The sequence below is a fragment of the Pedobacter puniceum genome, assembly GCF_009674685.1.
In the GTDB taxonomy this organism is placed as follows: domain Bacteria; phylum Bacteroidota; class Bacteroidia; order Sphingobacteriales; family Sphingobacteriaceae; genus Pseudopedobacter; species Pseudopedobacter puniceum.
Window position 1 is genome coordinate 171,144 of sequence record NZ_WKJI01000003.1, and the last position, 13,926, is coordinate 185,069.

At 35.1% G+C, this 13,926-nt stretch carries 8 protein-coding genes; all 8 read left to right on the plus strand.

Annotated elements, in window-relative coordinates; genetic code table 11:
* The first annotated feature begins 7 nt into the window (after nt 1-7).
* The 8 genes from GJJ64_RS12105 to GJJ64_RS12140 all read left to right on the plus strand — a co-directional run bounded on the left by GJJ64_RS12105 (nt 8) and on the right by GJJ64_RS12140 (nt 13,888).
* Nucleotides 8-2,887, plus strand: a complete 2,880-nt coding sequence (locus GJJ64_RS12105; protein WP_154288042.1) for a triple tyrosine motif-containing protein — start codon at nt 8-10, stop codon at nt 2,885-2,887.
* A gap of 265 nt (nt 2,888-3,152) precedes the next feature.
* Nucleotides 3,153-6,158 (plus strand): SusC/RagA family TonB-linked outer membrane protein, encoded by a 3,006-nt coding sequence (locus GJJ64_RS12110; RefSeq protein WP_154288043.1) that lies wholly within the window; start codon nt 3,153-3,155, stop codon nt 6,156-6,158.
* A gap of 17 nt (nt 6,159-6,175) precedes the next feature.
* Nucleotides 6,176-7,711, plus strand: a complete 1,536-nt coding sequence (locus GJJ64_RS12115; RefSeq protein WP_154288044.1) for a RagB/SusD family nutrient uptake outer membrane protein — start codon at nt 6,176-6,178, stop codon at nt 7,709-7,711.
* A 12-nt stretch (nt 7,712-7,723) separates the two neighbouring features.
* Nucleotides 7,724-8,617 carry a LamG domain-containing protein gene (locus GJJ64_RS12120; RefSeq protein WP_154288045.1) on the plus strand — a complete coding sequence of 298 codons (894 nt, stop codon included), beginning with the start codon at nt 7,724-7,726 and terminating at the stop codon, nt 8,615-8,617.
* Between the two features lie 132 nt (nt 8,618-8,749).
* The gene (locus GJJ64_RS12125) at nt 8,750-10,108 is read left to right on the plus strand and encodes a glucoamylase family protein (RefSeq protein WP_154288046.1); all 1,359 of its coding nucleotides are present in this window, start codon (nt 8,750-8,752) and stop codon (nt 10,106-10,108) included.
* Nucleotides 10,109-10,113: 5 nt separating this feature from the next.
* A complete protein-coding gene (gene bglX, locus GJJ64_RS12130; protein ID WP_154288047.1) occupies nt 10,114-12,441 on the plus strand; it encodes a beta-glucosidase BglX in 2,328 nt (775 codons plus the stop codon).
* Nucleotides 12,438-13,217: a carboxylesterase family protein gene (locus tag GJJ64_RS12135; protein ID WP_154288048.1), complete on the plus strand. Its 780-nt coding sequence runs from the start codon at nt 12,438-12,440 to the stop codon at nt 13,215-13,217. Before bglX ends, GJJ64_RS12135 begins: the two co-directional genes overlap by 4 nt.
* A 5-nt stretch (nt 13,218-13,222) precedes the next feature.
* Entirely contained in the window at nt 13,223-13,888 is a 666-nt protein-coding gene (locus GJJ64_RS12140; RefSeq protein ID WP_154288049.1) for a GDSL-type esterase/lipase family protein, read from the plus strand.
* Nucleotides 13,889-13,926 lie beyond the last annotated feature (38 nt).

Below are 13,926 nucleotides of genomic sequence, written 5' to 3' on the forward strand. Positions count from 1 at the left end.
AATAGTCATGCTAAAATCTATTGTAGCATTTATTTTATATTATCTTTTTGTTGTCTCAACCGTACTTGCTGAGATACAGAAAATAGGTGTTCCTTATGTAGAAAATTATGCCAAATCAGTTTATCAGGCGGGTAACCAAAACTGGGGCATCACTATAGATGAACGAAACATCATGTACTATGGTAATTCTGAGGGATTGTTGTCTTTTGATGGTAGGTCTTGGCAATTACACCGTTTGCCCAATAAACTTATTGTACGTTCTGTAGCGGCCGACAAAAAAGGAAAAATTTTTACTGGTGCTTTTGGGGAGTTGGGCTATTGGTCTTACAACGAAAAAGCAATTTTAAAATATCATTCTATCACCCATTTAATACCTAAAAGCTTTAAGTTAAACGATGAGATTTGGAAGATTTATATAGATGGTAATCGGGTTATTTTTCAATCTTTTGCAGCGATATTAATTTATCAAAACAGTAAAATAGAGGTGTTGCGCTCTACCAATCCATACTTGTTTTTGTTGCAATCTGGTAAGCGCTTCTTTGTTGAGGAATTAAAAAGAGGTTTACATGAGTTAAAAGGAAAACAGCTAAGTTTTATCAACGGAAGTGAAATTTTAAGTGGTAGTGCCATATTATCTGCAATGCCTTTTGGTAATGGTTTTTCTCTTATAGGAACTTCTAAAAGCGGTTTGTTTTTATACGATGGTAATAAAATAATACCTTGGAAAGTACCAGCAAGCGATTTTTTAAAAGTTGCGCAACTTAATAATGGCGTAAAAATATCAGAACAGTATTATGCTTTTGGGACTATTTTAGATGGGGTAGTAGTAGTAGATAAAGCTGGTAACATTGTTCAGCATATCAATAAATCAAGCGGGTTGCAGAATAATACCGTTTTAAGTTTGTTTTTAGATGATGCACAAAACCTTTGGGCAGGTTTAGATAATGGTATTGATAGAATTGAGTTAAACTCGCCTTTATCTTTTTATTTTGATAAAGCAGGCGTTTTTGGAACGGTTTATTCTAGTATCATTTACAACGGAAAAATCTATTTAGGAACCAATCAAGGTTTGTTTTACAGCAATTGGGATGCAAGTGGGAAAATGCAGAAATTTAATTTTCAGCTTATTCCTAATTCACAAGGGCAGGTTTGGGAACTAGCCGTTATTAATGGTGAATTATATTGCGGTCACAACTCAGGAACTTTTAAAGTTAGCGGAGCTACTATCAGCAGAATATCAGCAGTAAATGGTGGTTGGACTTTAAAGAAAATGCCTTTACTTGCTGATAAACTTATACAAGGAACTTATACAGGTTTGGTGATTTATAACCAAATCCCTACTAACACTTATCAGTTTTCTCATAAAATAGAAGGTTTTGGTGAGCCTTCTAGATATGTAGAACAAGATATTAAAGGTAATATTTGGGTAAGCCAGGCTTATAAGGGTGTATTTAAAATTAATTTAAGTGGAGATTTAAAGCGAGTTACCAAGCTTAAAAACTATAGCGAGAAAGATGGTTTGCCCTCTAGTTATGGTATCAATATCTTCAATTTAGATGGACGTATCATCTTTTCATCAGAAAAAGGATTTTATGTTTATGATGAGATAACAGATAAATTTAAGCGCTACCAAGAGCTTAATCAAAACTTAGGATCTTATGCTAAATCAAATAAAGTTATAAAAGCTAGCGCTAGTTTATATTGGTTTATAGACCATGGTAGGGTAGCTTTGGTTAACTTTAAAGATGCTGGTGAAGTTAAAATCGATTCTAATAAGTTTAGCATCCTAGATGGTAGAATGGTGCAGGATTATGAGAATATCTCCAAAATCAATAGTAATTTATACCTCATTAGTGTTGATGATGGCTTTGTGCTTTATAACCAAGAAAGCAAAGAACAACAGCCTAAAATCCCATCAGTAGTCATAGGAAAAATAACCAATATTACAGGCTCTAACTTTTTAATCACGGGTAGTGGCTCGCTCAGTAAAAATATAGAAATACCAGCCTCAGAAAGTAGTATCAGAATAAATTATGCTTTACCTTATTACAGGCAGGCAAATGTTCAATATCAATATTATTTAGAAGGTTTCTCTGATGACTGGTCTGAGTGGTCTAATCAATCGCAAAAAGACTTTACCAATTTAGGTTTCGGTACTTATACTTTTAAAGTAAGGGCAAAAATTAATGAAACTATAATTACACCAGAAACTGTTTTCGAGTTTGAGGTTTTGCCACCATTTTATGCTTCTTCTACAGCATTCTTTTTTTATGTGATTTTATTAGTTATTGGAGTGTACTTGGTAAGAAAGTGGTATTTTAAAAAGCTTGTTAAACATCAAGAACGTATTAAGCAACAATTACAGCAAGAAAAAGAAGAGCATCTTAAACGTGAAGCATTAGCTAATGAGCAACGGATGATTAAGCTTACTAACGAGAAGTTGCAAGCAGAATTGGAAAGCAAAAGCAGAGAAGTAACTAATTCTGCTATGAGTATTGTTTATAAAAATGAATTGCTGCAGAAAATAAAAGATGAGTTGTATAATCTTAAAGATGACGCAGGTAAAAAACTATCAGAAGAACGCTTAAGAAAAATTCAAAAAGTTATTGATGATGGTATGAGTGATGAAAGAGATTGGAATTTATTTGAAACCAGTTTCAACGAAACTCATGAAAACTTTTTTAAGAAGCTAAAGCATAATCACCCCGATTTAGTACCTAACGATTTAAAACTTTGCGCTTATTTAAGACTAAATATGAGCAGTAAAGAGATGGCGTCATTACTCAATATTAGTGTACGAGGTGTAGAGATTAGGAGATACCGCCTGCGTAAAAAACTAAACATTCCGCATGATAAAAATTTAGTTGAGTTTTTAATGGAGCTTTAATACTACATCATTACCTCTCATAGCACTACATAGCACTCTGTTTTTTTGATGTAGGGTTTTATATGTTGATGTAGTCTTTAAAATAGCTTTGTGTTATTAAAAATGCGTTTTTGACTTAAATAAGCATGGTTTTATGATGTATGAAATTATGTTTATTTTAAGATGATGTAGTAATGTAGAGTTGATTTTCTTTTGCATTCCAAGAAATAGCTTGAAGTTTGTGTTACCAAAAAACCAATTAATACTTATCACAATTAGCTAAATTATGGAAAGAAAGATTTTACTATTTCTATGTCTTTTCTCGCTCAGTTTATTTGCTTTTGGACAGAACCTTAGTGTAACAGGTAAGGTTTCTGATGCTCAAGGCGAACCACTGATAGGGGTTGCAGTATTGTTAAAAGGCTCTAACATTGCTACACAGACAAACGCTCTAGGGAACTACACTATAAGTGTCCCACCTAATGGAACCTTAGTATTTACTTATCTGGGTTACTCAACTCAGGAAATTGCTATTAATAACCGTACTACTATCAATGCTACACTGGCCGAGTCTTCTCAAAGTCTTGAACAAGTAGTGGTAATTGGTTATGGTACACAAAGAAAAAGAGACTTAACAGGTTCTATAACTTCTATTAAAGGAGAAGATATAGAAAAGTCTCCTAACGTTAACCCATTATCTTCTTTACAAGGTAAAGTTGCTGGTTTAACTATTGTAAATAGTGGTGTACCGGGTGCTGCACCAACTGTAAGAATTAGGGGGGTAAATAGTACTAACGCTTCCAATCCAATTTATGTAGTTGATGGTGTTATCCAAACCAATATAGATTATGTAAACCAAGGAGATATTGAAAGTATTGAAGTATTAAAAGATCCTTCATCAACTGCTATTTTTGGGGTTCAAGGTGGTAATGGTGTCATTGTTGTTACTACTAAAAGAGCTGCTAAGGGGCAAACAAGAGTTTCTTTACAAAGCTCAGCAGGTATACAATCTGTACCTGATAAAATTGATGTGGTTGATGCAGAGGGTTTTAGAAGATTGTACACTGCGCAATTGGCAAATTTAAATGCAGCACCTTTTGATTTTACAAATTATACTGCTAATACAGATTGGCAAGACTTAATTTTTAAAACTGCTGCAATGCAAAATCATAACCTAAGTATTTCAAACAGTGGCGAAAAAACAACTACTTTATTAAGTATTGGCTATAACAATCAAGAAGGTGTTTTAAGAAACACCAATTTCCAACGTTTTAATGTGCGTTTTAATGAAGAGATTAGAATAAACGATAACATTAAAGTTGGTGGAGATATTGTAGGTTCTCATTATATTGTTGATCCTTCTGATGTAAGTTTTAATAATGCGTTAAGGGCAGTGCCAATTGTTCCGGTGCAAGAAGATGCTAATACTTATTATAGTATGCCTTCTTTCCAAAGAGCCCAAGTAGGTAACCCAATTGCAGCATTAAATAGAAGTGATGGAACCGAGATTAACAAAGGCTATCGTGTAGTAGGTAATATTTTTGGAGAAGTAACCTTCTTAAAGAACTTTAAATGGCGCTCTGCTTTTTATAGTGATTTAGCTTTTAATGGTTCTAGAAATTATTCTCGCTTACCTTATACTTTTATTAACCTAGGAGAAGGTACAGCACCTACTACCAGAACTGTTGATAATAATGTTAGAACTTCTGTAGGGCAAAGTCAAAACGAGTTCCGTAGATACCAACAAGACCATACTCTTACTTTTGATAAAACCATTAATGAAAATCATAAAGTAACAGCACTTGCGGGTTTTAGTTCTCTCTATACTGGTAGTACTGGTCTATCAGCAAGTAGAAGAGATACCACTTTAAATATTCCAGATAGTCCAGACTTTTGGTATTTAAATATCATTAATAACTCTAATCCTGCTGCATCTGTAGGAGGAAGTGGTTCAGAGTCTGCTCAACTATCTTATTTTGCTAGAGTAAACTATGCTTACAAGAATAAATATCTAGTAAATCTATCAGCTAGAAGAGACGGAATTTCAAAATTTGCTCCTGAAAATAGATGGGGAACTTTTGGTAGCGTAGGTCTAGGATGGGTTGCTAGTGAAGAAGATTTCTTTAAGGTAGAAAAAATAGATTTTTTAAAATTAAGAGCCGCGTGGGGTACTTTAGGTAATGCCAATGGTTTTGGTGAGAATTTATATTTACCAGGCTTAAATGTTACTGATGTGGGTGTGTTTGGTGATAATGTTTTTCCATCGGTTACACCAGCTTATATCCCAGACCCTAGTCTAAGATGGGAGGTTGTAAGAGGATTTGATATGGGTCTTGAGTTAAAAGCTTTAGATTACAGATTTAGTGCTGATATAGCGTTTTATGATAGAAAAACGACTGATATTATTACTTCTGTAACTATACCAAATCAAACACTACCTTATAGAACCAATTTAGGTGATATAACCAACAGAGGTATTGAGGTGGCTTTAGGTTGGAATGACAAAATTGGAAATGATTTTAAATATTCATTCTCACCAAACTTTAGTTATAACCGAAATAAAGTAGAGTCTATAGGTAATAATTTTAATTTCCAGCTTTTAGGTAATGGTGGAGCTAATAGAACAACTTCTGGAGAACCAATTGGTTATTTCTTCGGATATCGCCAAACTGGTATTATCCAATCTACAGCAGATTTAGATAGAACGCCAGCTTTTGGAGATTCACTTCCGGGTGATATTTCTTATGCAGATACCAATGGCGATGGTGTAATTACTCCGGCAGACCGTGTGAATTTAGGTAATCCTTTCCCTAATTTCAATTACGGATTAAATCTTTCTTTTAGCTACAAAAAGTTTGATGCCATGATTGAAGGTCAGGGTGTAGCTGGTAACTATGTTTATACGCAAAGAAGAATGGCAAGTTTTGCTATCGTTAATTATGAAAGTAATAGGCTTAACGCATGGTCTGGCCCTGGAACTTCTAATGTTGAGCCAATTCTAGATAATACTAGAGCTAATAATCAACTGTTTAGCTCTTACTATTTAGAACTTGGAGATTACTTCCGATTAAGAACCGTACAATTAGGCTATACAGTTGATACCAAGGCCTTGACTAAAATTGGTATGAAATCTTTAAGACTATATGTAAGTGGGCAAAACATAAAAACTTGGAGCAAAACTACGGGATATACACCAGAAGCACCTTTATCACCTATTCTAGGTGCTGGCGCTGATAATGGTTTATTCCCATTGCCTGCGATTTACACATTTGGTATTAATGCAACATTTTAAATTTAATAGACATGAAAATGCTTAAAAACATAAAAACAAGTTACGGTGCTATGGCATTGTTAGCGATAGCATTATTCCTGAGTTCTTGTCAAAAAGATTTTTTGGATAGAATATCCCAAGGCGAATATAATCAGGATAATTATCCTTATCCGGAAGGAGCAGGTCCTTATGACCAATTTATAAACGGAGCTTATGCAAGCTTAAGAAGTTATGATGTAACCGTATTTCCATTTATTGCAGCAACAAGCTTTAGAAGTGATGATGCTGATAAAGGAAGTACACCAGCTGATAGCCCTGATGGTTTACAGATGGATAATTTTACCCTTACACCAACCAATGGTTTAGTAAATGCTTTATGGTTAGGGCATTATAGATTAGTAAATAGCTGTAATTTTATTTTAGATAGGGTTGCTAAAGATCCTAACCCTAACACTCCAGAAGCTTTAAAAATTGATGCACAAGCACAAGCAAGATTTTTACGTGGCTATGCATACTTTATGTTGGTAAGATGTTACGGAAGAGTACCTATCATAGACACAGTAATTTCAACAAACGTATCACAAGCAAATATTCCTCAAAGCACTCCAGCTCAGGTTTATGCATTTATAGAACAAGATTTACAATTTGCTGCTAATAATTTATCACCAGCATCTGCTTATGATAGAAAATTTATTGGCAGAATTAATTCTGGGGCAGCACATGCTTTGTTAGCTAAAGTTTACTTAACACAAGGTAAATGGGCACAAGCAATGAATGAAGCAAATATTGTTATGACTTCTGGCGAGTATAATCTATCGGTTCCTTATGCCACCATCTTCAATGAAGAAGGAGAGAATTCTAAAGAGTCTATTTTTGAAGTACAAGCAACATCAACGCCTGCAGTACCAACAGATTTTGGCTCCCAGTATACCCAAGTACAAAGTGTTAGAGGTGTAAACGATTGGAATTTCGGTTGGGGCTTTAATGTACCAAGTACAGACTTAGCTAATGCTTATGAGCCCGGTGACCCTAGAAGAAGACGTACCATTTTCTATAGCGTACCAGATTCTGTAACTATTTTTGGCGAGCGTCCTCAAGCTGGTTTACCAAATCCTCGCTATAATAATAAAGTATATACAAACCCAGCAAAAAGAGCTTTAATAAATAGTCGTTCTGGCTGGTGGATGAATGTACGCTTACTGCGTTATGCCGATGTAGTGTTGATGTATGCAGAAGCAGCTAACGAATTAGGTGGTACAGAAAATACAACCAAAGCTCTACAAGCCTTAAACAGCGTAAGGGCAAGAGCAAGAGGTACAAACGCAAATATTTTACCTAATGTTACCACTACAGATCAAGAATTGTTACGTCAAGCTATAAGAAAAGAAAGAAGAATAGAATTGGCTATGGAGCATGATCGTTTCTTTGATTTAGTTAGATGGGGTACTGTAGCAACAGTTATGCAAGGGGTCGGCAAAAGCTTTGTCCCTGGTAAGCATGAGCTACTACCAATACCACAAGCTCAAATTGATTTAAGTAATGGAAGGTTAACTCAAAATCCAGGTTATAATTAATCTTATTAGGATATGAAATTTTTTAAAACATATATATCAGGAAAATTAATGCTAAGTGCATTAATAAGCCTTGGTTTGCTATCTTCTTGCGAAAAAGATGGTAATCCTAATAATTTGCCAGATGTAAATCCGGCAGATTACGAAGGTAAAATTGATGGTTATACAAGTTCAGATGAGATTTTCCCTCGGAACCTGGTAGCTTATTGGTCTTTTGATGATACTAAAAACGAAGTAAAAAGCAATACAGCACCAACTCAAACAGCAAACGATTCTTTTGTTGATGGTGGCGTAAGAGGTAAAGCTATCAGCCTAAACAGCGGTTATTTGTATTATGCGACTCAAATAAATGCATTTAAATCAGATTCATTAAAAAGCTTTACGCTTAGCCAGTGGGTTAAAATTACCAATAACGGTTCTAAAAGAACCATGATTTTTCAAATTGCAAGACCCGGAATTTTTAACGGAAGTTTAGATTTTAGGTTAAATACCCAGAGTTTTCCTGCTACTACTACCAATACTTTAAGGATGAACCCAAGATTTACTACAGTTGGTGGCGGTTCTCAGGATAATTTAAATAGTACTTTATCCCCAACTATTGGTGCTGATAAATGGACACATCTAGTACTTAAATATGAAACAACTACTGGTGTATTTAATATGTGGGCTGACGGTGTAAATGTTGGTTCCTTTAATAATAGAGGTGTAGGTAATAACTTATTTAAATCTTATGAGCCAGGAGAAATTATTATTGGTGGTAACTACAATACTATACCAGGTAAAACCATTGGTACAGATGCTACTTTCGCTAACATGGTTGGCCAAATAGATGAAATAAGAGTGTATAATAGGGCTTTGCCTGATGCACACATCAGAGCTTTATATAATTTAGGTAAAGCAAACAAATAAATAGGTTGGTTTAGTTGTCATAATGGGCGGAGTTGGTAAAAATCCAGCTTCGCTCTGCCTGACAAATTTTAATCTCTTTAAAATATAAATCCTGCCTTCTAGAAGATTAAGTGAAGACGTAAAAATGATATCATGTTAAAACCCTTTTTATCTGCCCTAGCCGCTGTTGTTATTATCCTTTCGGGATGTAGCAATGGTAAGAAAATCGTGAATACCCCTTTAGAAAATCAAAATAAGTTAAGTGATGAACAATTGATAGATTTGGTTCAAAAACAAACTTTTCAATATTTCTGGGATGGTGCAGAACCAAATTCGGGAGCCGGCAGAGAGCGTATCCATTTAGATAATTATTATCCACAAAATGATAGAAATGTAGTAGCTACAGGCGCTACAGGTTTTGGCTTAATGGCTATTATTAGTGCCATTGATAGGGGCTATGTAACCAAGGCAGAAGGTACAGCCCGATTAGAAAAAATACTCAATTTCTTAGAAAAAGCAGACCGTTTTCATGGTGCTTGGCCACATTGGTTAGAAGGTGAAACCGGTAAAACCAAACCTTTTTCTACAAAAGATGATGGTGGCGATTTGGTAGAAACTTCTTTTGTAGCACAATCTCTTATTTGTATCAGAGAATATTTTAAATCAGGAAATACACAAGAAAAAGCTTTGGCTGCTAAGGCAGACCAGCTTTGGAAAGAAATAGATTTTAACTTTTACAGAAACAACCAAAACGTATTGTATTGGCATTGGTCGCCAAATTACGCTTGGCAAATGAATTTTCCTGTAAAAGGATATAATGAATGTTTAATTATGTATGTGCTTGGAGCATCGTCTCCTACATATCCTATCCCGGCAGAAGTTTACCACGAAGGATGGGCAAGAAACGGAGCCATCAAAACAAATGTTAGTGTTTATGGTCATCAAATTACATTAGACCATCAAGGAGAGAAAAATAGTGTAGGACCATTATTTTGGGCACATTATTCTTACCTAGGTTTAAACCCGAAAGGTTTAAAAGACCAATATGCAGATTATTGGCAACAGAATAGAAATCACACTTTAGCTATTAGAGATTATTGTGTAGCAAACCCAAAAGGATTTAAAGGTTATGGGGAAAATAGTTGGGGTTTAACCGCTAGTTATTCTGTAAACGGCTATGCCGGCCATACCATTAACAGAGATTTAGGCGTAATCTCGCCAACAGCAGCTTTGTCTTCTTTTCCTTATACACCAGAAGAATCTTTAAAAGCTATGCGCCATTGGTACGAGAATTTAGGCGATAAAGTATGGGGCAAATATGGTTTTTACGATGCTTTTTCTGAATCAGCAAACTGGTATCCAAAAAGATATTTAGGTATAGACCAAGGTCCAATTGTAGTGATGTTAGAAAATCATCGCAGCGGTTTACTATGGAATTTATTTATGAAAGCCCCCGAGGTGCAAGCCGGTTTAAAAAAATTAGGTTTCCAAAGTCCGTATATATCAAATTAATTACCATGAAGAACAAGTTTTTTATTTTATTAGCCTTTACCGGATGTTGTATTGCCATATTAACAGCATGCGCACAACAAAAAAATATACAAAGCCGTCCACAAAATAAAATGGATGTCTTTATCAGTGATTTAATGTCTAAAATGACCATTGAAGAAAAAATTGGTCAGTTAAATTTATTAACAGGTGGCGAAGCCATTACAGGTACTACCGGGAATTCTGATTTAGAAAATAAAGTAAAACGTGGTGAAGTGGGAGGCTTTTTTAGCTTAACTACGCCAGCCAGAATTAGAAAAGTTCAAGAACTTGCGGTTAACAACACTCGTCTAAAAATTCCCTTAATTTTTGGGTTAGATGTGATACATGGTTATAAAACAACTTTCCCTATTCCATTAGGTTTATCTGCCACTTGGGATATGCCTTTGATAGAAAAAACAGCTCGTATAGCAGCAGAAGAAGCTTCCGCAGATGGTATCAATTGGACTTTTTCGCCAATGGTAGATATTTCTAGAGACCCACGTTGGGGCCGCGTTTCTGAAGGTAATGGTGAAGACCCTTTTCTAGGTGCAGAAATAGCTAAGGCTATGGTTAAAGGTTACCAAGGAGATGATTTAGCTAAATACAATACCTTAATGGCTTGCGTAAAACATTTTGCCCTTTACGGAGCTGGCGAAGCCGGAAGAGATTATAACACCGTTGATATGAGCAAAGTGAGGATGTATAACGAATTTATGCCTCCTTATAAAGCTGCTATAGAAGCAGGAGCAGGAAGTGTGATGACATCTTTTAACGAGATTGATGGTGTGCCAGCATCGGCAAACCAATGGTTGTTAACCGATTTATTACGTAAAGATTGGAAATTTGATGGCTTAGTAGTAACTGATTATACCGCTATCAATGAAATGATAGACCATGGCATAGGTAACTTACAAGAAGTATCAGCCAAAGCGGTAAAAGCGGGTGTAGATATGGATATGGTGGGCGAAGGTTTCTTAACAACTTTAAAAAAATCTTTAGATGAAGGTAAAGTTTCTGAAGCTGATATCAACAGAGCTTGCAGATTGATTTTAGAAGCTAAATATAAATTAGGTTTGTTTGAAGACCCTTACCGTTATTGTAACGAGGAAAGAGCTAAAACAACCATTTTTACTCCAGAAAACAGGAAATTTGCTCGTGAAGTTGCTGCTAAAAGTTTTGTGTTGTTAAAAAATGCACCTACTGCTGGGCATACAAATGCTGTATTACCTTTAAAAAGAACAGGAACTATTGCTTTAATTGGTCCTTTGGCAGATAGCCGGGTGAATATGCCAGGCACTTGGAGCGTTTCAACAGATTTAGCTAAAGCTGTTTCTGTAAAAGACGGTTTACAGCAAGTTGCTGGTCCGCAAGTGAAAATTCTCCATGCTTTAGGTTCTAATTTAATTGAAGATGCAGCCTATCAAGCTAGAGCAACCATGTTTGGAAGAGAAATTCCTAGAGACAATCGCCCCAAAGAGCAGGTTTTACAAGAAGCCATCGCTATTGCTAAAAAAGCCGATGTTATTGTTGCCGCTTTAGGTGAAAGCTCTGAAATGAGTGGCGAAAGTTCTAGCAGAACAGATATCCAAATCCCAAAAATACAAAGAGAGCTTTTAGAAGAATTGGTTAAAACAGGTAAACCTGTGGTTTTAGTGTTGTTTACAGGCAGGCCTTTAGATTTAAGTTGGGAAGAAAAGAACGTTCCGGCTATCTTAAATACTTGGTTTGGTGGCACAGAAACAGGTTTGGCTATCGCCGATGTTTTATTTGGCGATGTTAATCCATCAGGAAAATTAACCGCTACTTTCCCTCAAAATATTGGGCAAATTCCTATGTATTATAATCATAAAAATACAGGCCGACCGTTAGCAGAAGGTAAATGGTTTACAAAGTTTAAATCAAATTATCTAGATGTGAGTAACGAGCCACTTTATCCTTTCGGGTATGGTTTAAGCTATACAACTTTTGATATTCAAGCACCTGTATTAGATAAAACTACCTTGCGTTCTGGCGAGCAAATCAACATCAGCGTAAGCGTAAAAAATACGGGTAAAGTAGATGGCGCAGAAGTTGTACAATTATATATTAGAGATTTGGTAGGCTCTATAACCAGACCAGTTAAAGAACTCAAGGGGTTCCAAAAAGTGTATTTAAAAGCTGGCGAAACTAAAAATCTTACTTTTACTTTAAGCGAGGAAGACTTGATGTTTTATAATAGTAATTTAGATTTTGTAGCAGAACCTGGTGATTTTAAAGTTTTTGTTGGAAATAGTTCTACAAATGTGAAATCTGCCGATTTTAAATTAGAAAAATGAGAATTTTAAGCAGCATATTATTATTAGTTATCCTGAGTTTTGAAATGAAAGCTCAGGATATTTCTAAGTTTAATGATGAAACTTTTATCTACAAAGGAGATACTTTGCCAGTAAGGGTTTTGTATCCTAAAAATTTTGATGCTACAAAAAAATATCCACTCGTACTGTTTTTACATGGTCGTGGCGAGAGCGGAAATAATAATAAAAGTCAGCTGATACATGGCTCTAAATTATTTTTAGAAAAGCAGGATGAATTTCCTGCTATTGTGGTTTTTCCGCAATGTTCTAAAGATAGCTATTGGGCAAATGTGAACATTGTTACAGATAAAGAAAAGGGCAAAAGGCATTTTAATTTTCAGCAAGGAGGTAAACCTACTAAAGCCATGTCTTTGCTGTTGGCTTATTTAAAAGAACTTAAAAAATTAGCTTATTTAGATGAGGATAGATTTTATGTAGGAGGCTTATCTATGGGTGGGATGGGAACTTATGAAATGTTACGTAGGCAGCCCAATACATTTGCAGCAGCTTTTGCTATTTGTGGCGGAGACCATGTTAAAAATGTAAGAAAATATGCTCATAAGGTTAATTTATGGATTTTTCATGGGGCAAAAGATGATGTTGTGATACCAGAATTTTCGTTGTTGATACATGAGGAATTGAAACGTTTAGGTGCAAAACCGAAGTATACGGTTTACCCGGATGCCAACCATAACAGTTGGGATCCTGCTTTCAAAGAGCCAGAAGTTTTACCTTGGTTGTTTTCGCATAAAAAATAATACTGATGAAACATTTTTTAAAGTTCTTTTTAGTTGTTGCTTTCTTATTTTCGGGAGTTATTATACAAGCTCAGCCTGCTAAAGCTCCCTTTTATAAAGAGATAGCTCAGTACAAAAAGCAAGACTCGCTTCGTTTTCCTCAAAAAAATGCTGTACTCTTTGTAGGAAGTTCTTCCTTAAGATTATGGAAAGATTTAGAAAATGTCTTTAAAGCTTATGGAGCTATCAATCGTGGATTTGGAGGCTCAAATTTAGCTGATGCTATTTATTATGCCGATGATATTATTTTTCCTTATCAGCCAAAGCATATTTTCATTTATAGTGGAGAAAATGATATTGCCGGCGGAACAAGTGTTGATGTTACGGTAGACAGGTTTAAAATCTTGTTTAATTTGATTAGAAAGCAACTTCCTGAAACTAGAATTTCTTATATTTCTATTAAACCCAGTATTAGTAGAGAAAAATTTGATGCTGCTTTTCAGGATGCTAACGCTAAAATTAAATCTTTTTTAAGCTCGCAACCCTCAACAGATTTTATTGATGTTTACCAAGCCATGTTAGCTGAAAATGGTAAGGTACAACAAGATATTTTTATCCAAGATAATTTACACATGAACCAAAAAGGATATGATATCTGGATTAAGGTATTGAAGCAGTATTTTAAAAACTAATACTGATTTTTCTAAAGAAAGGATTAAAACAATAGTTT